This is a genomic window from Nannocystis sp. RBIL2 (assembly GCF_026626745.1).
GTDB lineage: Bacteria > Myxococcota_A > Polyangia > Nannocystales > Nannocystaceae > Nannocystis.
In genome coordinates, this window is the sequence record NZ_JAPNJW010000002.1 from 3,550,397 (window position 1) to 3,576,382 (window position 25,986).

The window sequence follows — 25,986 nt, forward strand, 5'->3', positions numbered from 1 at the left end:
TGTAAAACATGTCCCGAACGCTAGCCGATGCTCGCGCGCGGTCGGGCGCGCGAGCACGGTGCCAAGGACAGGGCCGGGCGCTAGCCAGTCCGCGTGCGTCGGCGCCGGCGCGCGAGCAGGCCGAGCGCGGCCAGCCCCCACGCCCCCGACGGCCCCGAGCCGCGGCAGCCGCAGCCCTCGTCCGCGGCGACGCCCGCCGTCCCGCTCGCGCTGCCGCCCGCGCTCGCGTCCGGCTCGCCCGCGCCCGAATCATCGCCGGACGACGAGCTCCAGCTCGACTCGCCGCTGTCCGACTCGCCGCCGCTCTCGCCGGTGGTCCACGTCCCGGTGGTGCTCGGCCCGGGCGGCGGCGGCAGCGGCGGCGGCTCGGGCGGCGGCAGCGGCGGGGCCGGGTTGACCGCCAGCACGCGGACCTCGAGCTGGTCGTCCGAAGGACCGCCGCCGAGCGGCTTGTCGGCGAACCACGTCGTCCCCTCCTGCACCAGCGAGAACGTCTGGAACACCTCGCCCGGGGCGGACGCGCACAGGCGGAACTCGAACCGGCCGACCGCCCCGGGCGCGACCTCGCCGGCGGTCGCGACCCGCGTCGGCGACAGCCACGTGTTCGGGTCGTGCAGCGGCGACGGCTGGTCGCGCGGAGTCGGGGCCAGGCGCGTGTCGCCGTTCCAGGTCGCGTCGCCGGTGTTGCGCAGATCGATCCACGCGTCGACGCACTCGCCGACGATCAGCAGCACCGGCGGCTGCGAGGCCAGCGGGAACGACTGCCCGGCGTACTCCGCCCGGTAGTCCGGCGTCCCGCACGGCCCGGTCGTCGCCGGCCCGCCGCCCCACCACTCCCAGTGCCAGTCCTCGCTCGGCACCGTCGCCTCGAACCCGAACTCGTCGCCGTGCGCCTCGAGCCACGAGAGCACGCCAGCCGCCGCGGTGTTGAGGTCGAGGGCGTGGCCGCTCTGGTGATTGCTGTAACCTGGCTTGGCGGCCAGGTTGCAATTGTTGCAATTGCAGTTGATGTAGCAGTTGTAGAGGTACTGCTGCTCCGCCATCGTGCGGAAGCCGCTGACGACCTTGATGCCGACGCCATCGGCGGCCGCGGCCTGCTGCATGGCGTAGTAGGCGTTGGCGGTCTCGACCTCGACCGGCTTGCCGTCGACGGTGACGACGGTGATCGTGAACGAGTTGCCCTGGACGTAGCCGACGTCCTCGTGCTCGTCGCAGTCGATCGCGTACGTCGGCATCAATGAGCCGTCGAAGTAGACCGCGTCGTCCGGCTCCGGCTCGTGCGGCCCCGCGTGCAGCGGCTCCGAGGAGCCGGCCAGATCCACGGGCGCATCCTCGTGCGAGCCGGCCCACGCCGGTGTCGCGAACATGATCGAACCGAGCGCGACGCCGACCATCCGTGGTGCTTCGTGCATTTCCGCCCCCTCATACCGCTATTAGCCCCGGCCTCGCAGACGCGCAAGCCCTGCCTCTCGCGGCGCACCTCCTCGCTCGCGCCCCTGCCCGCGCTCGCGCCCTCTGCCTCCGCGCTCGCGCAAGCCTGCCTCCTCGCGCCTTCTGCCTCCGCGCTCGCCCCCTGTCCGCGCAAGCCCTGCCTCCTCGCGCATCCTGGCTTCACGCTAGCCCCCTGCCCGCGTCAGCCCTGCCTCCTCGCACCATGCCTCCGCGCTCGTCCCTGCTTCCTCCTCGCGCACCTCCTCGCTCGCGCACCCGCCTTCTCGCTCGCGCACCGCGGGCGTAACGTCGGGGCCTGTGACCGACACACTCGACGTCGCCTTCGCCTCTCCGCCCTCGCCCGCGCTCGCGGACCGCCGCGTAAGCGTCCCCGCGGGGCCGGCGTTTCGCAGGCCGATGCCCGCCTCTCGCCCGGTGTCTCGCGTCCTCGGTTTCAGTCTCCTCCTGTGCGACCTCCTCGCCTGCGCTCCGACGATCCGGACACCGCTCAAGCAGGCCCTCCCCTCGGTCACCGGCGACAAAGCGGTCGCCGCCGGCCCGTGCCTCGGCGAGCCCGCGCGCGTCGATCTCGGCGGCCCGGCCGTCGGCGGCGCCCTGGCCGACCTCGACGGCAACGGCGTCAAGGACGTCGCGCTCGCGGTCGCAGGTCCCGGCGGCGGCGCGGCGGTGTTCCTCCTCCACGACGGCCAGGGCGGCCTCAAGCAGTCGATGCGCGTGCCGATCCCGCAGACCCCCACTGCGATCGCGGCCGGCGATTTTAATAATGACGGCCTCGACGACCTGGCGATCGGGGCCGCCGATCCGCCGGCGTTGCACGTGCTGCTGGCCCGCGGCCGCGGCGAGTTCATCGCCGGCGCGACGCCGCTGCGCGCCGCCCCGGCGGCCCTTTGGGTGGCGAAGCTCGACGGCAACGACAGCATCGACCTGCTCGCGCTCGATCAGGGCGGCAAGGCGGTCCGCGCCCTGCTCGGCGACGGCCACGGCGAGTTTCTCCAAGGCAAGCGCAACGGCCTGCCGACCGCCGCGCAGCCGGCCGCGCTGACCCTCGTCGACGCCGACCGCGATCAGATCCTCGACCTGGCTGTCCTCGGGGACAGCCGACGCGAGGCCGCGATCACTCTGGTCCGCGGCGACGGCCACGGCAATTTCAAAAAGACGATCCAGCGGCGGGTGGTCGGCAGCGGGACGCGAGCGCTGCTCGGCGCGCCGCTGGCCGGCGACGACGGCCACGACCTGCTCGCCCTGGTCGACTCCGCGGGCGGGGGCGCCGGCAGCCCGGTCGCTGCGGTGCTCATCAACAACGGCCCGCGAGACTACTCTGCCGTCGGCTACTTCGTCCCCGGCCCGCTCGGCGACGCCACCCTCGCCGACCTCGACCTCGACGGGGACCTCGACCTCGTCGGCACCGCCGCCGACGGCAGCGCCGTCCACGTCGTCCCCGGCGACGGCCGCGGCGGCTTCGGCCAGGCCCAGTCCCGCCGCGCCGCAGGCCTCGGCGCCTCGGTCGTGGTGCTCGACGCCGCCCGCCCCACGGTCCTCAGCTTCGGCCCTGGCTCACAGCAGCTGCACGCGTTCCCCGTCACCCGCTGCGGCGGCTGACGCCGAGCGACCTGCGCTATCGGTCATGTCCAAACCGACATGCTCCGAGGAATGTCGGCCCCCGCTCGCAACGTGGCTCCCCCGTCACCTGCTGGCAGGGCCGGGTCGGCCAGCCTGCTCTCTCGGCCATGTTCGAACCGACATGCTCTGAAGTATCGGGCCGCGGCTCGCAGCAACGTTTCGCGTTCCCCGTCACCACCGGGCGGCTGAAGCCGAGCTGTCTGCTCTCTCAGAGCTGACCCAATCAACATTCTCCTTCAGACATGTTCTTTAGAGCATGTAAAGGTGCATTCCACGCCGTCGCTCGCTCGACGGCCTGCAGCGGTCGGAAGGCGCGAGCAGGCGACCGGAGACCGCACAGTCGACCTCGCGGTGACCGCTCATGCAGCAGCCTCCAGGCGCGGCGGTTGCGGACGTCGCGGCTGTTCGCGCGCGAGGCGGCCGACGAGCCGCGCGCGACCTGTAGATCCCGCGGCGCAAATCCGATCGCGGCGAGCTCGTGCGACGCGCGACCTCGCGGCGATCAGCGCGGCTCACTGCGTCCAGCGCCCCGCACGCCGAGGTCCACAAGCCTCGCGGCGCCCCTGCGACGCGAGAGCCAGCCGCTCGGCCGGCAGCGGAGTCTTTGCGACGAGGTGGGACTCGCACGCCGGTGTCGACGTCGATCCGCTGCACACGCGCCTCTTCGCGGTGATCGATCGGCAGCCCTCGGCCCCGCGACTGCGAGGCAGCGCGAGCGCGGCGTCCTTCGGTCGATCTCGACCGTGGCTCAGATCGCCGACGGCGCACCGTCGGCTTCGCGCGTCGCCACCGATCGGCGACGTGCCCGGCGCGGGATCGATCCATTCGCTGCACTGCGCGGGCGCGCCGTCGCCGAGGCTCGTGTTCGTGCCTTCGCGGTCGACCGCGCGCCCTGCAGTCGGGCTCGCTGTCGCAGCGTCCAACGTCGTGGACCGCGAGGGCGAACCCGCGAACACAACAAACATCGAGAGCACCACAACGCGGACGACGAGTGTGGCAGCGAAGGAGTCATATCGCGCCGCCACCGCCTGCAGCACCGGTTTTCGCGCATAGTTGCGTGATCACCACCAGATTCTCCGCGGCGATACAGTTTCTGCGATGCGGTTCGGGCGGCTGGTGGCGAACGTGGCGGGCGGCGGCGTGGCGATCCTCGGAGCGCTCGCTTGCGGCGACGATTCGTCGCCGGCGATCACGACGCCGAACGAGAGCGCGACCGAGGTCATGGGCTCGACGTCGGCGCCCGCGCAGACCACCTCGACGTCCGGTGATCCAACACCGACCACCACGGACGCGCCCACCGGCGAGCTTGTCACGGACAGCACGAGCGGACAGATGACCACCGGCGAGGTCAGCGGCACCACCGAGGACAGCGCCGACACGACGGACGCGAGCAGCACCGGCACCACGGGGCCGCAATGTCCCGCCGGCGAGCTGGCGTGCGACGGCGACGTCGCGCTCACCTGCGATGAAGAGGGCAACATCATCGAGACGACCCCGTGCCCGGACGTGTGCGTGCCGACCCTCGGTTGCGTGCTGTGCGTGCCCGGCACCGACGTGTGCGACGGCCCGGTGTCGAAGCACTGCCGCGCCGACGGCCTCGGCTACGAGGAGAACCTGTGCGATCCGCTGCAGGGCCTGGTGTGCGAGTCCGGGAGCGGCCGCTGCATCGGCGACTGTGCCAGCGACGCGCTGGACGCCAGCTACATCGGCTGCGACTATTACCCGACGGTCACGCCGAACATCGTGGCCGCCAGCTTCGACTTCGCGGTCGCCGTCTCCAACACCACCGGCGAGCCGGCCCAGATCACGATCACCCGCGACGACGTGGTCGTCGACAGCTTCGAGGTCGGACCCGGCGAGGTCGAGGTCGCCCCGCTGCCGTGGATCGGCGCGCTCAAGGATCCCAAGGCGAGCACGATCGTCCAGGCCGGCGCCTATCGCCTGCGCTCCGACCGGCCGGTCTCGGTCTATCAATACAGCCCGCTCGAGTACGACAAGCGCGAGCAGTTCTCCTACTCGAACGACGCCAGCCTGCTGCTGCCGACCAACGTGTGGGGCGCGACGACGCGGGTGATCGCCCGCAACACCTTCGGCGCGCTGCCCGGCGCTTACGTGGTGGTCGCCCGCCTCGACGGCACTATCGTCGAGGTCGTGCCGTCGAAGACCGGCGCGCCGGTGCTGCCCGGCGGAGGCATCGGCGCCGACGGCCACGGCAAGGCGCTGCTCAACGCCGGGGATGTCCTTTTGGTCATCTCGGGCGTGGCCGGCGGCACCCCGGACCAGGCCGACCTGACCGGCACGCTCGTCAGCGCCTCCGCGCCGGTGCAGGTGATCGGCGCCCACGCCTGCACCAACGTGCCGTTCGACAAGCAAGCCTGCGACCACCTCGAGGAGAGCAACCTGCCGCTGCAGAACCTCGCCAGCGGCTACTACCTGACCACGCCGCTGATCAAGCCGCCGAAGATGCCCGCGGCCAAGAAGGCGCGCATCGTCCGGATCGTCGCCACCGCCGCCGCCACCACCCTCACCTACGACCCGCCGCAACCTGGCGCTCCGACCATGCTCGAACAGCCAGGCGACTACGCCGAGTTCACCTCGTCGCAGGACTTCTGGATCGGCGCCAGCGCCCGCATCGCAGTCGCCGAGTACATGCTCGGCCAGAAGGCCGGCGGTGACACCGGCGACCCGGCGATGACGATCGCGGTGCCCCCCGAGCTGTTCCGCACCGCCTACGCAGTCCACGCCCCCACCAACTACGAGAGCAACTACGTCAACGTGATCGCCCCCACCGGCACGACCGTGACCCTCGACGGCGCGCAGGTGCCCGTCCCCGGCTGGACGGCGATCGGCAAGACCGGCTGGTCGGTGGCCCGCCTCCCGCTCGACAACTCGGGCGACGGCGACCACCGCCTGACGGGCAGCCACGCCTTCGGCGTGCAGGTCTACGGCTACGGGCAGTACACCAGCTACTGGTACCCCGGCGGCCTCAACCTCGCGCCGCTGTGAGCGCGAGGCGCGGGGCGGTCCGAAAGGACATGCCCCGAGAATCCTGTTCAAAAGAACATGCCGCCCGGGACATGTCCCGAACGGCATGCCGCTGCGGCGCCCCGCTCAGCGCGAGGCGATCGCCCGCACGCCGCCGGCCAGCAGGTGCAGGCCGAGGCCGTGCTCCGGCAGCGTGCCGGCCTCGCGCTGAGCGATCCAGCGCGGGTGGTTCTCGGGGTACAGGTAGGCCTCGGGGTGCGGCATCAGCCCGAACACGCGGCCGCTGGGGTCGCACAGGCCGGCGATCCCGCCCGGCGAGCCGTCAGGGTTGTCGGGCCAGCGCTCGGTCGCGGCCCCGGTCTCGTCGGCGTAGCGCACCGGGATCAACCGCCTGTCCTCGAGGACCTGTCGCAAGGGACCTTGCTCGAAGACCAGCTTGCCCTCGCCGTGGCGGCTCGGCAGCTCGATGGTCGGCGGCAGGTCGCGGGTGAACACGCACGGGCTGTCGCGGTCGACCGCCAGGCGGACCCACGCGTCCCAGTAGCCGAGGCGGTCGTTCATCACCAGCGAGACGCGCTGGGCCAAGCCGGCCTCGAGGCCGGGCAGCAGGCCCAGCTTGACGATCGTCTGGAAGCCGTTGCAGATGCCGAGCACCAGCCCGCCGTCGTCGACGTGCCGCAGCAAGCGCTCGCCCATGCTGAAGCGCAGGCGGTTGGCGAACACCCGCCCGCTGGCGATGTGGTCGCCGAAGCTGAAGCCGCCGATGAACACCACCAGCTGGTGGCCGGCCAGCGCGTCGGCGTCGGCGATCGCGTCGGCGACGTGGCGCGCGGTCACGCGGGCGCCGACCATCTGCAGCGCCGCGCAGGTCTCCGCCTCGCAGTTGAGGCCGTAGCCGGTCAGGACCAGCGCCCGCACCTCGGCGGCGCCCTCGATCGCCAGCGGCTTCATCGTGCCACCTCCTGCGCCTGCGCCGGCAGCGGCGCCGGCGGTCCGTGCAGCGCCCCCGGCCGGAACCGCTCGCGCAGCGCCGCCGCGCCGAGATCGACCAGCGCCTGCTCGCCGCGGCGCACGCGGAGCCAGCCGCCGCCGTCCGGCCCCCCCGCCGCGACCTGCCCCAGCGCCTGCAGCCCGTGCGCGCCGAGGCGGGCCGTCAGCTCGGCCGCGGCCGCCGGCTTGCAGGTGAACACGACGCGCCCGGTGCTCTCGCTGAACAGGAACTCGGCTGGCGTCAAGGGCATGTCCTCCGGGACAGGTCGCAAGAGACCGTCGGTGAGCGCGACCTCGAGGCCGAGCTCGCCGGCCATCGCCATGTGGGCCAGCGCCACCGCCAGGCCGCCGCGGCCGGCGACGTGGGCCGAGCGCACCAGGCCTGCGTCGCGCGCGGACGCGAAGGCGGCGTAGCGGGCGGCCGCGACCGCGAGGTCGGTGGTCGGCACGCCCGGCAAGGTGAGCCCGCGCTGGCGCGCCAGCTCGCTGCCGCCGAGGTGGCGGCCGGTCGGGCCGAGCACGAACACGAGGTCGCCGGCGGCGATCGGCGCGAGGTCGAGGGCGCGGCGGACGTCGGGCATCTGGCCGATCACCGAGACCAGCAGGGTCGGCGGGATCGAGATCTTCACGCCGCCGAGGTGGGCGTCGTTCTTCATCGAGTCCTTGCCGCTGATGAGCGGCACGCCGAACGCCTCGCAGGCGGCCCGCAGGCCCTCGCAGCAGCGCACCAGCTGGGCCAGCTTGTGCTCGCCGTCGGGCGTCTTCTCGCTCTGCACCGGGTCGGGCCAGCAGAAGTTGTCGAGCGCCGCGAGCCGATCGAGCCGCGCCCCCGCGCACAGCGCCCGCCGCACCGCCTCGTCGACGCACGCGCGCGCCATCGCGTCGGTGTCGAGGTCGCCGTAGTGCGGGTGCACGCCCTCGGCCAGGACCACGCCCTCGGGCCGCAGGTGACGCGCGCGCATCACGGTCGCCGTCGACGGCACGTCCTGGCGGGCCCCGACCCACGGCTTGACCACCGACAGGCCCTTGACCTCGTGGTCGTAGCGGCGCGCCAGGTGCTCGTTCGAGGCCATGTTCGGCCGCGCCAGCATGTCCAGGAGGTCCTGTCCGATCGCTCCTGGCGCATCGGCCAAGCGCTGCTCGCCGAGCGCCGCCGCCACCGCCTCGGCGGAGCTCGCGGGCCAGACCGGCGGGCTCCAGCGAGCGCGCAGCGGCACCCGCGGGGTGCCCTCGTGGAGGAACTCGAGCTCGAGGTCGACCACGGGCTTGCCGACCCAGGTGGCGCGCAGGCGGCCGCTGCTGGTGAACTCGCCCAGCGGGGTGGCCTCGACCTCGCGCCGGCGGGCCAGCTCGAGCAGCGCCTCGAGCCTGTCCTTCGGGACAGCCAGGGTCATGCGCTCCTGGGCCTCGGAGATCAGGACCTCCCACGGCATCAGGCCCGGGTACTTGAGCGGGGCGAGGGCGAGGTCGATGTCGGCGCCGCCGGTGAACGTGGCCATCTCGCCGATCGACGACGACAGGCCACCGGCGCCGTTGTCGGTCAGGCCGCTGTAGAGCCCGAGCTCGCGCGCCTCGGTGAGGAAGTCGGCGACCATCTTCTGCGTGATCGGGTCGCCGATCTGGACCGCCTGCACCGGCGACGACTCGTCGAGCTCGACGCTCGAGAAGGTGGCGCCGTGGATGCCGTCCTTGCCGATCCGGCCGCCGAGCATGACGACGACGTCGCCGGCGCGCACGACCTTCTCGGCCGTCGGGCGCCCGGCCGAGGTGATCGGCATGACCGCCACGGTGCCGCAGTAGACCAGCGGCTTGCCGGCGTAGCGGGCGTCGAACAGCTCCCAGCCGCGGCTGTAGGGGATGCCGGACTGGTTGCCGCCGTCGATCACGCCGCGGTGGACGCCGTCGCGGATCTTCCGCGGGTGCATGAGGCCAGTCGGCAGCTGGCCGGCGAAGTCCGGCTCGCCGAAGCAATAGCCCCACACGTTGGTCAGGAGATCGGCGCCGAGGCCGGTGCCGAGGCTGTCACGATTGACGCCGACGATCCCGGTCATCGCCCCCCCGTAAGGGTCGAGCGCCGACGGCGAGTTGTGCGTCTCGACCTTGTAGACCAGGTGATCGGCGTCGCTGAAGCGGACCACGCCGGCGTTGTCGTGGAACACCGAGACGAGGAACGGCGAGGCGCCGTCGGCGTCCGCGCGGGCCGCCGCGACCGCCTCGGTGGCGCCGCGGATGTACGTGCGGAACAGGCCGCGATCGATCGTCCGCGTGCGCCCGTCCGGGTCGGTGTACTCGATCGGCGCGGCGAAGATCTTGTGCTTGCAGTGCTCGCTCCACGTCTGCGCCAGGCACTCGAGCTCGGCGTCGGTGGGATCGCGGCCGATCGCCGTGAAGTGGCGCTGGATGGCGCGCATCTCCGTGAGCGACAGCGCGAGCACTCCCTGCGTGCTGATCCGCATCAGCGTCGGGTCGTCGGCCGCGCGCAGCGCCACGGTGGCGACCACCGCGTCGTGGGCCCCGCCGACCCGCGGCAGCGTGAACGCGTGCGGCCGCGGCGAGCGCTCGAGCGTCGCCCGCTCGATCAGCGGGTTGTGCAGCTCTCGCGCCGCTCGCTCGGCCTCGGCGGCCTCCAGGCCCCAAATCGCGTACGTCGTCGCGGTGTAGACCTGTCCGCGCAGCGGGCGGCCGAGGCAGTCCTCGACGGCTCGCTTGACGCTGGTGCCGACGCTGTCGGTGACGCCGGGTCGGAAGCCGATCGTGAGCAGCCACGGCTCGCCGGCGGCGCCCGCGGGCGCGCCGAAGTCGTCGGGCAAGGCGCCGACGGCTCCGACCTCGGCGACCGGATCGGTGAGCGCCAAGAGCACGCGTTCGGCCTCGGCCGGGCCGATGTCGAGATCGAGGACGTAGACCTTGCGCGTCCGCAGGCCGCTGGGGCCGAGGCCCGCGAGCTGCGCACCGGTCGCCGTCGCCAAGGCGTCGCTCAGGTCCGGCCGCACGGCGATCTCGAGCCGGTACGTGCAGAGCTCGGGGACCGTCTCGCGTGGATGCTCCGTAGGTCGCAAAGCCACGGGGCCTTGCTTGGCGCAGGACCACTCCGCTGTCAATCGCGCGTTCGGCTGGCTAGAGCGGAGTTTCCGCAAGGTCGAGCCTTGACAACCGCGATCCCGTCATGCAAGAGTTGTCAGAAGGCTGACGCTTGGAGTGTCTGGTCTGGCGACACTCGTCGCCGTGACGAGTCGCTCGCTCGTTGTGATCGTGTGGCGTCGGCATGGCCCGTATGGGCTTCGCATACCGCCCCGAGGTTCATCTGTGAACAATCTGCCCCCCGGCCCTTCCGGCCTTGTGGAAGAGCGGCACGAGCCGCTCCGTGACGCGTGGGCCGAGTCCCTGCGCGAGGTGTTCGTCGACGTCATCAAGCAGCTCCCGAGCACCGTCACGCTCGGCGAGCTGGTCGAGGTGACGCGGCAGAACCAGGCCCTCGCCCCGGTGCTCGACCACTTCACCGTCCAGGAGCTCATCGACCTGATCAAGGACCGCCCGCGCTCGGCCGACCCGCTCGGCGCCGCCGCTGCTGCCGCCGCTGCCGCCGCCGCCAAGGCAGCCAGCGAGCCGCAGTACGACGAGGACGGCAACCCGCTGCTCGACATCGACGCCGGCACGGCCGTCATCCGCCGCCGCGCCGACGCGCCCGACGGCGATCTCCGCCTGCTCCGCGCCCTCGTGCGCCAGAAGACCGGCCGCCGCGAGCCCGAGCTCGTGCAGGCCACCGGCCTCGCCTCCGACCAGGTGCGCCTGATCCTCCGCAACCTCCGGACCCGCGGCTACATCCACATCGAGGGCACCGGGGTCAAGCGCCGGGTCAAGATCACCCGCCACGGCGCTGGCTACCTGCGCAAGCTCGACCCCACCGCCGTGATCGCCTGAGCCGACACCTGGCCCGCGGAGCATGTCCTCCGCGCCATGTGTCGCTCCCAATGTGTCTCTCCCATGTGTCTATGGGACGAACCGCTCGGAAAAGCACTGGCGCTTTCGGGGCGGGTCCGAATCGGACACCCGCTCGCTCGTACGGCCGGCGCCGGTCGCGACGAGAGCCCCGCCGCGTCGCCGCGAGCGGGGCTCCTGTCACGCCCCCACAGGGCGGCGGCGCGGGCTCAGCCCGGCAGCTCGAGGGTCTCGCGGAGGATGCCGGCGAGGCAGTTGATCGCGTCGGAGAAGTCGTCGTCGCAGATCGACTCGATGCAGCAGCGGACCTTGTTCTCGTCGGGCTGGTCGAGCGACTGGCACACGTCGATGACGCGGGTGTTGGGGATCGCCTGGCCGGTGGCCTGGTCGGTGCAGCCGGGCCCGATGCCGAAGTCGTACTCCTTCTGCGCCGGGGTGTCGGTGTCGCCCATCAGGATGTCGCCCTGGTTCCACACGCGGTAGACGAGGTCGAACACGCCGCCGGCGGTCGGCTGGAATGGCGGCGCCTCGTTGTGCGCGGTCACCTTCGGCACGCCGAGGATGCCGAGCATGATGACGTCCTTCTTCTGCTGCTCGACCAGGTTGGTCTTGAGGTAGCCGATGTAGCGCGACAGCGGCTGCAGCACGCCCTTGTCCTCGGACATGCAGCTCTCGTAGACGCCGTCGGCGTTGGCGTCGACGCACGACACGCCGGCGTTGAAGCACACCGCGCTGGTCGGCTCGTCCTTGACGCCCGGCTGGCCCGGCGTGTCCTCCCAGTACTGGTTGAACATCGGGTCGCTGGCGAGCTGCGGGTCGAAGTACTTGTAGTCCTTGACCGAGCACTCGGCCTCGTCGGTCATGACGATGATCGCCAGCACCGCGCCGTCGCGGAGGAACGGCTTGGCGCCCTGGTTCCACGGCTTGTTCGGGTCGAGCGCCTGCAGCATCGTCTCGAGCGGCGCCTCCATGCCGCAGCCGTCGATGCCCTGCGGGCCGATGCACGACAGCGCCTGCGCGACCGGGTCGCCGCCGTTCGGGTCGGCGTTGAGGATGTTGTTCTGGTCGAGCTGGAAGTTGATGAACGGGTCCTCCGGGACCACTGAACCCTTGCAGCCGTTGGTGCAGGCCTGCTCGATCACGGCCGGGTTGGCGCCGAGGCCGGTGAAGCGGGGCAGCCGGTCGACGCACGCGGTGTTGATCGGCGCGCCCTTGGCCGGGTCGTAGTCGGGCTTCTCGAACGGCGAACACAGCGGGTGACCGAAGTCGGTCGTGGTCACCATGATGTTGATGTTCGCGTTCACCGGCATGTCATTTTCGTCTTTGACATTGCGCAGCTTGTCGATCAGGTACGGGAAGTTGGCCGCGAGGTTGGTCTGCTCCTCGCCCATCGTCCCCGAGTTGTCGATCACGAACAGCACGTCGAGCAGGTTGCACGCCTGGTCGGTCCCGCAGCTGCTCGCCGACGAGTCGTCCGGCGGCAGGTCGAACTTCATGCCCGTCGTCGTCGGCGGCGTCACCGTCGTCATCCCCTCGGTCTCGTCACCGCCGGTCAACGTGATGTTGCTGGCGATGCCCGTCGGGTTCGTCGTGACGTTGTCGGTGTCACCCTTGCTGTCGTCGCCGCAACCGGAGAGCGCGAGCCCGAGCGCGGAGAGGACAGTGAGGCGCTGTAAGTGTGAACGCTGAATGGTCATGTGAGCTCCCTGGCGGGCCGTGCCGCGCGAGCAGTCCTTCGTGCCACCATCGCACATGCACGCAGCACAGCGCCACGGAAATTCGTGGCGGCTTTGCGTGAGGCATTCCGTCCCCACGCCCACGAAGATGGGCGAGAGAACTCACGGCTTTACGCAACGCAATATCGCAATACCGCCACGGGCGGCGCCGACGCCGGCCACTTCACGCAGATCGGAGCGCGCGTTCGTCCGCGCGTACGCACGTGCTCAGAAGGTCGCCTGCAGCTGCAAGCGCACCTGGTCCATGGGCCCGGTGAATGCCGAGCTGTAAAGGCGCAGATAGTCGAGCTGCAGCTTGAGGAAGTGGCGGGCGAAGAACACGTTCATCACTCCGCCCACCTCGGTCTGATCGGGCAAGCTCGTACCGTACCGCCCCGCCATCCCGCGCGAGCCGCCGTAGCGCACGCCCAGCTCGAGCGGCGTGTACGGGATCAGGTAGCCCGCCTGCGCGAAGTAGCCGATGCCGTTGCGCGCGGCGATCGGCGTGATCGGCTGACCCATGAGATCGACGGCGTTGCCGGGGATCCGCCAACCATTGCGGTAGAAGAACGCGCTGTCGAGCGAGAAGCCGGCGATCCGGAAGCTGAGATCGGCGGTCGCGTTGTGCGTGCTGGTGAAGCCGCCGTCGGCCGGGATGGCGCCGGCGAAGCCGTGGGTGTCGTGCGGGTCGCGATCGATGAAGCCGTAGGCGGCGCCGATCAGCATGCGCGGCTTCATGCTGCGGTCGAGGTCGGACTCCTCGAGGTCGTCGTACTGGCCGAACGGCAGCACCTCGAAGCGGCCGAGGTACATCAGGCCGAAGTTGCTCGGGCCGTACTTGGCGATGCCGTCGCCGAGGTAGACGCCGAGGTAGTAGCGCAGCTTGCCGAGCCCGGCGATGTCCTTCGAGCGCAGGTCGAGGCCGATGTCGCGATCGAAGGTGAACTCGTTGTTGGCCAGCGAACGATCGACGAACTGCAGGCTCGTGATCTTGTTCATGCGCTGGTGGTTGTAGGGGACCTTGTACTGGCCGACGACGAGGGTGAAGTCGCGGAAGCGGTCGAGGGTGAAGAACCAGTCGAGAATGGGCGAGCGGTGCGGGACGCCGTCCTTGAACCCGAGCTCGACCGGGGCGAACGTCAGGGTGATGCGGTACTTGATGTTCTTGGTGAACACGTTGCCGCTCATCCACATGCGCGCGCGCCGGAACTGCAGCGTGAAGTCGGTGTGATCGGCGGTGCCCGGGCTCTGGTCGGTGCCGGGCGTGCCGGGCACGTGCAGCGCGGTCGCTTGCAGCTGCATGAAGGCGTTGAAGGCCAGCGAGAAGCGGCCGCTGGCGCTGGCGACCTCGACGCCGACGCCGGGGCGCCACTTCGTGCGGCCGTCCTGCGAGATCGGGTCCTCGGCCAGCCGCGCGGCCTCCCACCGCGGCGCCCACTTCGACGGCTTGGGCGCTGCAGGGGCAGGCGCAGGCGCGGTCGCCTTGTCCGCGGGGGCCGGGGTGGCCGGTGTCACAGGAGCGACTGCCGGCGCTGTCGCAGTCGGCGTGCTCGCGGCCGGCGCCGGCGTGCTCGCGGCGCTGCTCGCCTCTCCAGCCGGAGACGCCGTCGCTGCCGGCGCCTCGACGTCGGAGCCGCTCGCGGGGGGCGGGACGTCCGGCGCCAGCGTCGGCTCCCAGGGGCCGGGGGACGCGAGGGCGACGAGCCCGCAGAGAAGCGTGACCTGCATGCCGGGTTTGTGCGGGCACAGGCCCCGACATGTCCAGTGAAGTCAGGTTCACCGGAGCACGCCGGGCGATGCGGGCACAGGCCCCGCACGCCCGGTGAACGCGGGTTCGCAGAGGGCTCAGAGCACGACGTTGACCAGCTTGCCCGGGACGTAGACGATCCGCCGCGGCGTCTTGCCCTCGAGGTAGCGGGCCAGCTCGGACGAGCTCATGACCAGCTTGACGACGTCGGCTTCGCTGATCCCGACGGCCACCTGCAGCTCCGCCCGCCGCTTGCCACCGATCTGGACGACCAGCGGGAACGTGTCCTCGGTCAGCCAGGCGTCGTCGGCGGCCGGCCACGGCTCGTACGCCAGCGAGCGGACGTGCCCGAGCGAGCGCCAGATCTCCTCGGCCAGGTGGGGCGCGAACGGGGCCAGCAGCAGCACGAACTGCTCGAGCGAGTCGCGGGGCAGCGGCTCGTCGGCCTGGGCGATGTCGCGCACGTAGACCATCATCGCCGAGATCGCGGTGTTGAAGGCCAGCCGGTCGATGCGCTCGCTGACCGCGGCGATCGTCTTGTGGAGCAGCCGCCGCTGACGATCGGTGCCCTCGCCCGGCGCCATCTCACCTGACTCGAAGGCCAGGCGATGCACGCGCTGGAGGAAGCGGAAGCAGCCGGCCACGCCGTCGGTCTGCCACGGGGCGCTGTGCTCGAGCGGGCCCATGAACATCTCGTACAGGCGCATGGTGTCGGCGCCGTACTGCTGGACCACGTCGTCGGGGTTGACGACGTTGCCGCGCGACTTGGACATCTTGTCCCACTGCACGCGGACCGGCTCGCCGGTGCCCTTGACGCGCCAGCCGTCGGCGCCGGCGACCTGCTCGACGAGGTCGGGCAAGAACAGCAGCGGCTTGCCCTGCTCGTCCTTGCGCGCGTCGAGCGGGTGGTAGGTCGCGCCGAGCACCATGCCCTGGTTGACCAGCTTCTGGAACGGCTCGCGCGTGCCGACGTGGCCGAGGTCGAACAGGACCTTGTGCCAGAAGCGCGAGTACAGCAGGTGGAGCACCGCGTGCTCGGCCCCGCCGATGTACAGGTCGACCGGCAGCCAGTAGTCGGCGGCGCGCTTGCTGAACGGCGCGGCGTCGTTCGTCGGGTCCATGAAGCGCAGGTAGTACCAGCAGCTGCCGGCCCACTGCGGCATGGTGTTGACCTCGCGCAGGCCGCGGCCGGTCGGGCCCTCGTAGCGGCGCCACGCCTCGGCCTTGGCCAGCGGCGGCTCGCCCGACTCGCTCGGCTGGTAGTCGTCGATCGTCGGCAGCGTCACCGGCAGCTCGGCGTCGGGCACCGGGAACACCACCCCGTCCTCGCCGTGGACCAGCGGGAACGGCTCGCCCCAGTAGCGCTGGCGCGAGAACAGCCAGTCGCGCAGCTTGTAGGTCACGCGCCTGGTCCCGAGGCCATGTTCTTCGAGCCAGGCGATCATCTTGCGCTTGGCCTCCGGCGTCGCCAGGCCGTCGAGCAGCCCGGAGCCCACCGCCACGCCGTCGCCGACGTGCGGCGCCTCGGCGATCGGCTTGTCGCCGCCGGACACGACCTCGACGATCGGCAGGCCGAACGCGGTGGCGAACGCGTGGTCGCGCTCGTCGTGGCCGGGCACCGCCATGATCGCGCCGGTGCCGTAGCCCATCAGCACGTAGTCGCTGATCCAGATCGGGATCCGCTGCTTGTTGACCGGGTTGACCGCGAAGGCGCCGGTGAACTCGCCGGTCTTGTTGCCCTCGGCCGCCTCGGCCTGGCGGTCGCGCTCGCTGCGGGTGGCCGCGCGGGCGACGTAGGCGTCGACCGCGTCGCGCCGCTCGGGCGCGGTGATCGCCGCGACCAGCGGGTGCTCGGGCGCCAGCACCATGTACGTCGCGCCGAACAGGGTGTCCGGACGCGTGGTGAAGACCGTCAGCTTGCCTTCGAAACCTGCCCCTTCGGCCAGCTGGAAGTCGACCTCGGCGCCCTCGGAGCGGCCGATCCAGTTGCGCTGCATCTCGAGCACGCTGGTCGGCCAGTCGAGGCCCTCGAGGTCGGCCAGGAGGCGCTCGGCGTAGGCGGTGATGCGCATCATCCACTGGCGCATCGCCCGACGGACCACCGTGTAGCCCTGCTCGACGTGCTCGGCGACCTCCTCGTTGGCCAGCACGATCCGCAGCTCCGGGCACCAGTTGACCGGCGCGTCGTGCAGGTAGGCCAGGCGGCGCGCGTCGCGGTAGGCGCGGACCGCCGCGTCACCGGCCGCGGTCACCTCGGGCGGGATCGGCAGCTCCGCGATCGAGCGGGCCCGGCCCGCCTCGGCGTCGTAATACGAGTCGTAGATCTGCAGGAAGATCCACTGCGTCCACTTGAAGTAGCGCGGATCGGTGGTGTCGATCTCGCGCTCCCAGTCGTACGAGAAGCCGAGCGTCTTGAGCTGGCGCTTGAAGTTGACGATGCACTCGGCCGTGCGCTTGGCCGGGTGGGTGCCCTTCTTCATCGCGTAGCGCTCGGCCGGCAGCCCGAACGCGTCCCAGCCCATCGGGTGGAGCACGTTGTAGCCGCGCATCCGCTTGTAGCGGGCGACGATGTCGGTCGCGGTGTAGCCCTCGGGGTGGCCGACGTGGAGGCCGTCGCCCGAGGGGTACGGGAACATGTCGAGGACGTAGTACTTGGGCCGCTCGGGGTCGACCTCCGCGGCGAAGGTGCGGTGCTCGTCCCAGTACCGCTGCCAGCGGGCTTCGATCGCGCGAAATTCGTAGGTCATGGCGCGCCGCAACGCTAAGCCGAGCGCGCGCGATTGCCAAGAAAAACCCGCGGGGCCCGTCGCTCAGGTCGCTCGCCGCGGCCGCGACGGCCCCGACCCGCGCCGCGGCCACTCCTGCCGCGGCGTCCTGCTCTCTCGGGGCGGCCGACGCTCGGCGCTCAGGGCGGCGGGCAGGGTCCGGAGCGGCCGTTCACGGCGATCGTCGTCCCGGCCTCGACCTGGGCCTTCGTCACCAGAGTGACCTCCTCCGTGCCCGGGCCGAAGCACTTGCCGACGTAGCCGGAGTCGGTGAGCGCGCGGGCCTCGACCTGCCAGCGCCCGGCGGACTTCACGACCACCCGCATCTCGGCGGCGTTCTGGCTCGCGGGACAGGTGGCGGCGTCGCCGACCACCTCTTCGAAGGGATCGACCTTGATCGTGCACGGGGCCGGCTTCGGCTGTTCGCAGCCGATCTTGGTCGCGCGGAACGACACCGCGGTCGCGCCGCTGGTGCCGCACAGGTCGATCACGTCGACCTGGCCGACGAGCTCGACCTCGCCCGGCGTCGCCCCGGGCGTGCCCGTCGTCGAGCCGCCGCTGTCGGTGGTCGCCTCGCCGTCGTCGCCGCACGCGACCGCCAGCACCAAAGCACATGTCCCAAGGAACCTGCCCCGAAGTCTCATCGATCCTCGCCTCCGTGCGCGGCCTCAGCCCGCCTTGCCCTTGCCCTTGCCGGTGTTGCTCTTCGGCTTGGCCTGCGGCTCGACGTGCTTGTCGCCGCGCGCGCCCTTGCCGGTGGTCGCCGCGGCCCCGCCCTCGACCGCCGACTTGCTGGCCTTGAGGACATCCTTCCACTGCTTCTTGCGCGCCGCCGGCAGCCCGCCGAGGCGCGTCGACACCTCGCCCTCGACCGCCGGCCACGTCTTGCCGGCGGCCAGCACCGCCCCGAACGCGCCCTTGATCGCCTCCCCGTACAGCGCCGGCAGGTCGACCTTGGCCACCGCGCCGGCCTCGCTCAGCAGCTTGCCGCTGCCGACGAACTTGTTCTTGCAGGCCGCCTCGACCTGGGCCCGCGCCGCGGTGGCCGCCGCGACCTCGGCGTCGACCTCGGCGAGGCCGGTGCTCGCGTCGCTCGCGGTGGCCGCCAGCGGCAGGCCCGACCACAGCTCGCGCAGCTGCCCCGCGAGCGCCTGCATGTGCTTCTGGCTGGCGCGCAGGTCGTCGCCGAGGGCCGCGTTGGCCTCCGCCTGCGCCTGCGTCTTGCCGGCCGTCATCTGCGCGCACAGGGCCACCTGCGCGACCGTGAAGCGGCGCAGGTCGAGCGCGATCTGCCGGCCCACTGCGGCGACTTCCGCCTGTCCTTCGGGACTGGTCGCCGCCCGCCCGAGCGCCTTGAGCGGCTCGGCCCCGCGGTCCGGCTGGCGCTGGCTGACCGCGAGGTCGGCCGCGACCGCGCTCGCCGAGTAGCCGGCCCCGCCGGCCGCGAGGATCTCGGCGAGCCGCGCCGGCCCGGCGCTGTAGCCCCCGGCCGCCCCGTCGACCGTCAACGCCGGCCCCTTGTACTTGCCGGTCTTGGCCTGCAGCGCCTGCTCGGCGGCCTTCGGCGCCTTCGTCAGCGCGAACGTCACCCGCGTCGGATCGACGAACGTCGTCTTCACGCTCTTGCCCGCCAGGGTGAACTTCGTCTTGTCGGTCAGCTCGCGCCCGCGGATCTCGCCCTCCACCCCCTTGCCTTCGGGACCTGTCCAATAGGACATGGCCTCCACGACAGGCGTCTTGATCACCGCGACCGGCTTCTTGCTGGCGAACTCGCGGCCCTCTGACACCGCCACCAGCGGCTGGTCGGTCGGCGCGCTGTCGGGCAGCGTCAGCGTCACCTTCGACTTGCCGGCCGGCGCCTCGGGCACCAGAACCACCTGTCCCAAACGCCAGGTAGCGACCGCGTCGAGGTTCTTGCCGCTGATCTTCAGCGTCCCCGGCGCGCCGACCTCCTTGGGCACCGTCGTCAGGAGCGGCGTCGGGTACACCGTGAACGCCACCGCCGAGCCCTTCTTGCGCGCCTCGGCCTTGAGGTCGCCCGACTTGGCGCCCTTGGCGATCGTCACTGTCGCCTTGGCGTCGGCCTGCTCGGACGCCTTGAGCGGCTTGCTGCCGAGCTTGAACTTGGCCGCCTCGAGGTGCTTGCCGGTGAGCGTCACGCTGTCGCCCTCGAACGCCGCCGCCGGGCTCGCCCCAGTCAGCGCCGGGGCGTAGAAGATCTCGTAGTTCTGCTTCAGCGCCGCCTCGCCGCCGACGCTCTTCACCGCCAGCGGCCCGGTGGTCCCCGCCGGCGCGGTGAAGCGGAGCGACGTCGCGCCGAGCTCGTCGACCTTCACCGGCGCACCCGCGAGCGTCAGCGTCGTCACGCGATCGAGGTTCTTGCCCTTGAGCGTGACGACCTCGCCGGGCGCCGCGAACTTCGGCGACGCCGACGTCAGCGCCGGCGCCTTGACGAAGCCGGTGATCGCCAGCTCGGCGACCTTCTTCTTCGCCCGCTTGAGGATCAGCTTCTTCGCGCTCTTGGTCTTGAGCGGCACCGTCGCGGTGATCGAGCCCGGCGCGATCGTCACGCCCTCGAGCGCGATCGCGTCGAACAGCACCACGTCGCCTTCGGCGAAGTTCGAGCCGGTGATCGTGATCGTCGCGCCGGCGCCGAATTCGGCCGGCGTGACTGCCTGCAGCGTCGGCGCTGCAGAAGCCTCTGCGGCTGGCGGCTCGGCCTGCAACGGCGCGGCGTTGCCGAGCCAGATGGCGACGCCGATCGCCGCGCCGATCACGTTCGCTCCAGAACCCGACCACGTCGTGACGCGCACCGGCGAAGATTCGCCCCGCGAGCCGGCGATCGTCAAGGTATCCTCGCCGCGCCGTATGACGCGTCGACTCTCGCTGTGTACCGCCTCGCTCGTGTCCCTCGCGATGCTCCCGCTGGCAAGCGCCGCCGAGCCGACCGGCAAGGGCAGCGGCGGTCCCAAGCGGCTCGGCAAGCCGCTCGCGCGCGTCGTCGCCGCGGATCACCCGGCCGCGCGGCCCCGGCCGTTGACCCTCGCGCAGGCGGGCAAGGCCGCCGCCCCGGCGCCGTTCGTGCGGACCGCCCTCGTCGACCTCGCCGCGCGCTCGAGCGAACCGGCGCAGGTCCGCCTCGACCCCGCGCACGGCACCTTGCGGCGGTTCGACGGCCGCGTCGCCAACCCGCACGGCGTCGGCGTGCGCGCGGCCCAGGCCATGCTCGCCGAGCACCGCGACGTCCTCGGCCTCGCCGGCGCGTCCGGGGACGTCGAGCTCGTGCAGTCGCAGGTGATCCACGGCGACGCCGGTGACCTCGCGCTGCACCACGACGTCCGCTTCCGCGGCCTCCCCGTGTGGGGCGCCGAGGTCAAGGCGCACTTCGACGCGGCCGGCGCTCTCACCTCGATCGCCGCGCAGAACCTCGGGCGCCTCGATCCGCCGCTCGTCATCAAGTTCGGGGCCGACGCCGCCCGCGCCCGCGCCCGCCGGCACAACGGCCCCGAGGCCGCCGATCGCCGCGCGGTCGATCGCGGCCCCGCCGAGCTCGGCGTCTGGCCGCAGAGCCACGACCGCGGCGGCGTCCTCGCCTGGCGCCTGATCCAGACCGTCGACCTCGCCGAAGGCGGCTATCAACACTTCGAGACCTACGTCGACGCCGAGCACGGCAGCGTCCTCGCCCGCCGTCCGCTGGTCGCCACCGAGACAGTCACGCCGACCACCGGCACCGCCACCGATCACTTCGGCAAGCAGGTCACCCTGCGGCTGTCGCACTACCAGGACAAGGCCGAGTACGGCCTCTACGACCGCAGCAAGGGCCTCGCCGCCGCCACCTTGCAGACGCTCGACGCCGGCAACAGCGATCTGCCCGGCAACGCCGCGCTGGCCACCAGCAAGACCAAGACCGCGTGGACGGCCGCCGAGGCGACCGCGCACGCCCACATGCAGAAGGTCATCGACTACTTCCAGGCCACCCACGCCCGCAACTCGTGGGACGGCAAGGGTGCCGCCGTCGAGCAGCTGATCCACTACGGCAAGGCCTACAACAACGCCTTCTGGGACCCGTACAACAAGCTCATGGCGATCGGCGACGGCGACAAGCTGATCTTCAAGGAGTTCACGCGCTCGCTCGACGTCTCGGCCCACGAGTACAGCCACGCCGTCATCACCGGCACCGCCAACCTCGTCTATCAGAACCAGCCCGGCGCGCTGAACGAGAGCTTCGCCGACGTCATGGCGATGATGATCGACCGCGACGACTGGACCCTCGGCGAGGACGTGGTCGGCCCCGGCTTCGGCGCTCCGTTCGCGCGCAGCTTCGTCGACCCCGAGCTCGGCCAGCAGCCCAAGCACATGAACCAGCTGTACAAGGGCGCCGACGACTTCGGCGGCGTCCACATCAACAGCGGGATCCCCAACCACGCCGCCTACCGCCTCGCCACCGCCCGCAGCAAGGAGCTGGTCGAGAAGGTCTGGTACCGCACCCTCTACAAGGGCCACATCGGCAGCCAGGCCAGCTTCGTCGACATGGCCCAAGGGACAGTCGCCGCCTGCAAGGAGCTCATCGCGCTCGGCCAGGCCACCGCCGGCGACTGCACCGCCACCGCCGAGGCGTGGGTCGCGGTCGGCGTGCTCGCGGCCAGCGACGTGCCGATGGACGGCTGCCCCGACGACGCCTCCGAGAAGGACGGCCTGTGCTACTGCGACCCCGGCTTCGTGCCCAGCGGCGACGGCACCGCCTGCGTCGCGCTCGGCGGCGTCGAGTGCCCCGCCAACGCGATCGAGGCCAACGGCCTGTGTCTGTGCCAGGACGGCTTCAAGCCGAACGCCGACGGCAGCCAGTGCGTCGCCGAGGAGAACGGCTGCCCGCTCGACTCCGGCTGGAGCGCCGCCAAGAAGCAGTGCGTGTGCGACCCCGGCTTCGAGGGCGCGCCGAACGCTCCCGACGGCGAGTGCGAGCCGGTCGACAGCGACTGCCCCGACGACGCGCACCCCGAGTGGGCCGACCCGCAGAACCAGGCCGACTACACCTGCGCCTGCAACGACAACTTCGAGGACGACGGCAACGGCAACTGCGTCGTGATCGCCGGCACCTGCGGCAACGAGTCGTTCTTCGGCCGCTGCGACGGCGACACCCTGGTCTACTGCCAGGTCGGCGCGCCCGACGACGAGATCGTCAGCGTCGACTGCGGCGGCGACGGCCTCGAGTGCGGCAAGTTCGACTCGATCGTCGGCTACGACTGCCTCAACCCGAACGGCAAGGGCGCGGCCGCCACCTGCGACGCCGACGGCTACCAGGAGTGCGGCGCGAACAACCCGTTCTGCGTGTCCGAGCAGGACGCGCCGACCGGCTTCTGCTCGCACGAGTGCAAGGCCGGCGGCGACTGCGAGAGCGCCTACGACTGCTGCGCCAGCGTGTCCGACGGCACCCGCGCCTGCCTCGTCGACCCCTACTGCGCCGAGAACGTCGACACCAAGGCGACCTGCAAGGACGTCCCCGGCGGCAGCACCTACCACGGCAAGTGCGTCGGCGACGTCCTCGTCTACTGCGACGGCTCGACCGGCGTCACGCAGGAGGTCTACTGCGTCAAGCAGGGCAAGGAGTGCGGCTTCGTCGACGCGAAGACCGGCTACAGCTGCGTCGACCCCGACTCCGGCGCGCTGCCGGAGGCGCCGGCCGACTGGTGCCCCTACGAACACGACGGCAGCTGCGACGTCCCCGACCTGTGCCCCGAGGGCTCCGACGGCGCCGACTGCAACCCGTGCGGCGACGTCGGCGAGGCCGGCGCCTGCGACGGCGCCGTCCTCAAGTTCTGCGACCCCGACGACGGCCTCGTCACCACCGACTGCGAGGCCACGCCGATGACCCCCAGCTGCGGCGCGAGCGACGACGGCGGCTTCGCCTGCGTCCCCGGCCCCGGCCCCGACGACCCCACCACCGGCGGCCAGTCGAGCGGCGGCGAGGGCACCGACGGCACTGGCGGCGAGCCCAGCCCCGACACCGCCACCGCCGGCGAGGTCGGCACGATCACCTGCACCTGCCGCAGCGACGCCCCCGTCGACTGGCGCCAGCTGCTGCTCGCCGCCCCGCTGCTGCTCCTGCGACGCCGCCGCAAGCATGGCTGATAGAACATGTCCTTCGGGGCATGTCCGAACCGGCTCGCGGACCAGGCCGGTGAGACATGACCCCTAAGACATGTTCTTCCAGGCTCTTCGTGCATTCGCTCGGAGCACGTCCAAACCGGCTCCGCGCGTCGACAGGCGCACGCGTCATCGGGACTCAGGTCCCCGATGTCGTCAACCCTCGTCGCTCGGACCTACCTCGCCGGACGAGCGCGTGCGCGGCTCGTATGGCTACGAGCCGCGATTTCCGTTCAGCCCCACGGTTCTTCTGCACCGCGCGCGGCGACGCCGGCCTCACGCGCGAGGCCGATGGACATCGGCGCGGCGTCCTGCTCTCATGCAAGCTGGCTCGATGTGGATGGAGACCCGCCGATGAGACACCGTACGCCCCGCGCTCCGCAGACGACCGCCCTCCGCCCGGCAGTGCTCGCGGCTGGCCTGACCTTCTTCGGCGCCGCGACCCCCGCCGCCGCGGCCTGCGTCGACGAGGCCACCTGCGCGGTGAAGAAGCCGCTCCTCCTGTTCGTGCTCGACTACTCGACCTCGATGAACAGCCCGTTCAGCGGCAACCAGACCCGCTGGGAGGCCGCCGTCGATGCGCTCGTCGACACCCTCGCGGTCGACGAAGACCTGCTCACGGATCAGCTGCAGATCGGCGTGCTGCGCTTCGGCCACGACCCCGACCCGGGCGCTCCCGGCACCGCGATCGCCGGCGACGCCTCCGGCCTGCTCGACGGCCAGCACCTCGACCTCGGCTTCTACGATCCGCTCGCGCCCGACAAGGCCTACCTGCAGTGCAACGGCGACGCGGTGAAGGACGCGCTCCTCGCCGTCCAGTCGCCCCTCGGCGGCCAGCAAGACGGCATCGAGTCGTGGACCGGCGGCGCGCTCGCGCGGGCGCAGGCCTACCTGCAGCAGACCGCCGCCGACCACCCGCTCGACCTCGACACCCGCGACGCGGCGATCGTGCTCGTCACCGACGGCCCGTGGACCGATCCATCCGGCACCACGCCGCTGGCCCCCGCGACCGCCGACCCCGCCCTCGTCGCCGCCGACCTCTTTAATAATAGTAATATGTCCGTTCGGACATACGTGCTCGCGCTCGGCGAGGCGGCCGACGAACCCTGGGCCGACGCGATCGGCGTCGCCGGGGGCACCGGCCCGGCGCGCCTCGGCCTCTACCCGGACGGCCTGCGGAGCGCGCTCGGAGCGGTCGTCGACGACTTCTCGGCCCAGGTGCGGCTGCCGCGGTGCAGCCCGGCGATGGCGCGGGCGATGGTCCTGCTCGACGCCTCGTCGTCGATGCTCAACATCAACGGACTCACCCAGGCCGGCCCGATGGGCACGACCGGCTGGGACCAGGTGCGCGACGCCCTGAGCGGCTTCCCCGTGCCGCTCTTCCAGCGGCCCGTCCTCGCCAGCACGCGCGAGCACTTCACCCTGTTCGGCCTGGCAGTGTTCGGCCACCACGAGCCCGCCCCCGGCGAGCAGAAGCTGCTCGTCGACTACGGCCTGTGCCACCGGTCCCAATTCGACTGGGCACTCGATCCCGAGACCTCGTGCGAGCCGCCCGGCTGCCTCGATCCATGGGGCGGCCCGCCGCTCACCTGGACCTTTAAAACGGGCGACCAGGCCGAGCCGCCGTTCACCGAGCCGGTCGTCAGTCACATGCCGCGCTGCGACCACCACCCCAACAACCCCGAGGCCTGCACCGGCTCCGGCACCCACTTGCACCTCGGCCTGCAGCTCGTGCAGGACCACTTCACCGCCTACAAGGCCGCCTGCCTGGCCGACGACGCCGCCATGCCGTGCACCGAGGCGACGCCGTTCATCAACATCCTCATCGTCGACGGCGCCTACAACTCGAGCGACGCCGCGGTCCAGGCCCCGCTCGAGGCGATGCACGCCGTCGGCGTCACCACCCGCGTGATCGGCTTCGGCGACATCGTCAGCACGCCGCAGGCCCAGGCCCAGCTCGCGGCGATGGCGAGCTGGGGCTCGGGCGGGCTCCTCCCGCACTTTCACGCCAAGAACCAGATGCAGCTCGAGCTCGCGCTGGCGGCGATCGCCGACCCACTGCCCGCGGACCCGTGCTGTGACACCCGCGTGTGCGTCGTCCAGAGCCGCTGCGGCGACGGCATCGTCGACCCCGGCGAACAGTGCGACGACGGCAACAACGCCGTGAACGACGGCTGCAAGCCCAACTGCTTCCTCGAGCCGCCCGACGAGACCACCGGCGACGAGACCACCACCACGGGCGACGAGACCACCACCACCGGCGACACCTCGACCACCAGCGACACGACGACCGACGCGACCTCGACCTCGACCACCTCGACCACCGACGCGCTCACCGGTACGACCTCGACCTCGACCACCACCCTCGACCCCACCACTTCGACTTCGACGACGTCGACCGCGACCACCCTCGTCCCGACCAGCGACGGCCCACCCACCACGCAGGGCCCCGGCGAAACGTCGGACGCGAGCACCGGCAGCAGCACCTCCACCACCGACCCCGCCGGCACCGGCGGCTCCGAGCCGCCCGAAAGTTGCAGCTGCACGAGCGACAGCTCCCGCACCCCCGGCCCCGCGCTGCTGCTCGCGCTCGCAGCCCTCGCTCGCCGTCGCCGCCGCTGCTGATCGA

The 25,986-nt window shown here is 71.7% G+C and carries 13 protein-coding genes; 5 read left to right on the top strand and 8 right to left on the bottom strand.

Annotated features, from left to right (window positions below; all coding sequences use genetic code 11):
• Positions 1 to 80 precede the first annotated feature (80 nt).
• Positions 81 to 1,412, bottom strand: a complete 1,332-nt coding sequence (locus tag OV090_RS39220) for a D-alanyl-D-alanine carboxypeptidase family protein (protein ID WP_267709959.1) — start codon at positions 1,410 to 1,412, stop codon at positions 81 to 83.
• Positions 1,413 to 1,866: 454 nt separating this feature from the next.
• Between OV090_RS39220 and OV090_RS39225 the strand changes: the two genes are divergently transcribed.
• Positions 1,867 to 3,051 carry a VCBS repeat-containing protein gene (locus OV090_RS39225; protein WP_267709960.1) on the top strand — a complete coding sequence of 395 codons (1,185 nt, stop codon included), beginning with the start codon at positions 1,867 to 1,869 and terminating at the stop codon, positions 3,049 to 3,051.
• Positions 3,052 to 4,170: 1,119 nt separating this feature from the next.
• The gene (locus OV090_RS39230; RefSeq protein ID WP_267709961.1) at positions 4,171 to 6,078 is read left to right on the top strand and encodes a hypothetical protein; all 1,908 of its coding nucleotides are present in this window, start codon (positions 4,171 to 4,173) and stop codon (positions 6,076 to 6,078) included.
• Between the two features lie 105 nt (positions 6,079 to 6,183).
• Here OV090_RS39230 and OV090_RS39235 read toward each other — a convergent pair whose 3' ends face one another.
• Entirely contained in the window at positions 6,184 to 7,008 is an 825-nt protein-coding gene (locus tag OV090_RS39235; protein ID WP_267709962.1) for a phosphoribosylformylglycinamidine synthase subunit PurQ, read from the bottom strand.
• Positions 7,005 to 10,112: an AIR synthase-related protein gene (locus OV090_RS39240; protein ID WP_267709963.1), complete on the bottom strand. Its 3,108-nt coding sequence runs from the start codon at positions 10,110 to 10,112 to the stop codon at positions 7,005 to 7,007. The genes OV090_RS39235 and OV090_RS39240 overlap by 4 nt, the downstream gene beginning before the upstream one ends.
• Before the next feature lie 274 nt (positions 10,113 to 10,386).
• Between OV090_RS39240 and OV090_RS39245 the strand changes: the two genes are divergently transcribed.
• Positions 10,387 to 10,968 (top strand): hypothetical protein, encoded by a 582-nt coding sequence (locus OV090_RS39245; protein WP_267709964.1) that lies wholly within the window; start codon positions 10,387 to 10,389, stop codon positions 10,966 to 10,968.
• Positions 10,969 to 11,195: 227 nt separating this feature from the next.
• Here the strand turns inward: OV090_RS39245 and OV090_RS39250 are convergent, their stop codons facing one another.
• The 5 genes from OV090_RS39250 to OV090_RS39270 all read right to left on the bottom strand — a co-directional run bounded on the left by OV090_RS39250 (position 11,196) and on the right by OV090_RS39270 (position 19,990).
• Positions 11,196 to 12,683 (bottom strand): hypothetical protein, encoded by a 1,488-nt coding sequence (locus OV090_RS39250; RefSeq protein WP_267709965.1) that lies wholly within the window; start codon positions 12,681 to 12,683, stop codon positions 11,196 to 11,198.
• Between the two features lie 246 nt (positions 12,684 to 12,929).
• Positions 12,930 to 14,429, bottom strand: a complete 1,500-nt coding sequence (locus OV090_RS39255; RefSeq protein WP_267709966.1) for a porin — start codon at positions 14,427 to 14,429, stop codon at positions 12,930 to 12,932.
• A gap of 117 nt (positions 14,430 to 14,546) precedes the next feature.
• Entirely contained in the window at positions 14,547 to 17,195 is a 2,649-nt protein-coding gene (gene leuS, locus OV090_RS39260) for a leucine--tRNA ligase (RefSeq protein ID WP_267709967.1), read from the bottom strand.
• A gap of 158 nt (positions 17,196 to 17,353) precedes the next feature.
• The gene (locus OV090_RS39265; protein WP_267709968.1) at positions 17,354 to 17,857 is read right to left on the bottom strand and encodes a hypothetical protein; all 504 of its coding nucleotides are present in this window, start codon (positions 17,855 to 17,857) and stop codon (positions 17,354 to 17,356) included.
• A gap of 24 nt (positions 17,858 to 17,881) precedes the next feature.
• A complete protein-coding gene (locus OV090_RS39270) occupies positions 17,882 to 19,990 on the bottom strand; it encodes an IPT/TIG domain-containing protein (protein WP_267709969.1) in 2,109 nt (702 codons plus the stop codon).
• 127 nt (positions 19,991 to 20,117) lie between these two features.
• Between OV090_RS39270 and OV090_RS39275 the strand changes: the two genes are divergently transcribed.
• Both OV090_RS39275 and OV090_RS39280 read left to right on the top strand, forming a co-directional pair.
• On the top strand, positions 20,118 to 23,342 hold the full coding sequence (locus OV090_RS39275) for a M4 family metallopeptidase (protein WP_267709970.1): 3,225 nt from the start codon (positions 20,118 to 20,120) through the stop codon (positions 23,340 to 23,342).
• Between the two features lie 369 nt (positions 23,343 to 23,711).
• Entirely contained in the window at positions 23,712 to 25,982 is a 2,271-nt protein-coding gene (locus OV090_RS39280; RefSeq protein ID WP_267709971.1) for an MYXO-CTERM sorting domain-containing protein, read from the top strand.
• Positions 25,983 to 25,986: the final 4 nt, after the last annotated feature.

What these genes read in the sequence shown, in the direction of transcription:
- OV090_RS39220 (WP_267709959.1), bottom strand. Translation starts at nt 1,412, where the DNA reads ATGCACGAAGCACCACGGATGGTCGGCGTCGCGCTCGGTTCGATCATG.
- OV090_RS39230 (WP_267709961.1), top strand. Translation starts at nt 4,171, where the DNA reads ATGCGGTTCGGGCGGCTGGTGGCGAACGTGGCGGGCGGCGGCGTGGCG.
- OV090_RS39235 (WP_267709962.1), bottom strand. Translation starts at nt 7,008, where the DNA reads ATGAAGCCGCTGGCGATCGAGGGCGCCGCCGAGGTGCGGGCGCTGGTC.
- OV090_RS39250 (WP_267709965.1), bottom strand. Translation starts at nt 12,683, where the DNA reads ATGACCATTCAGCGTTCACACTTACAGCGCCTCACTGTCCTCTCCGCG.
- OV090_RS39255 (WP_267709966.1), bottom strand. Translation starts at nt 14,429, where the DNA reads ATGCAGGTCACGCTTCTCTGCGGGCTCGTCGCCCTCGCGTCCCCCGGC.
- leuS (WP_267709967.1), bottom strand. Translation starts at nt 17,195, where the DNA reads ATGACCTACGAATTTCGCGCGATCGAAGCCCGCTGGCAGCGGTACTGG.
- OV090_RS39265 (WP_267709968.1), bottom strand. Translation starts at nt 17,857, where the DNA reads ATGAGACTTCGGGGCAGGTTCCTTGGGACATGTGCTTTGGTGCTGGCG.
- OV090_RS39280 (WP_267709971.1), top strand. Translation starts at nt 23,712, where the DNA reads ATGAGACACCGTACGCCCCGCGCTCCGCAGACGACCGCCCTCCGCCCG.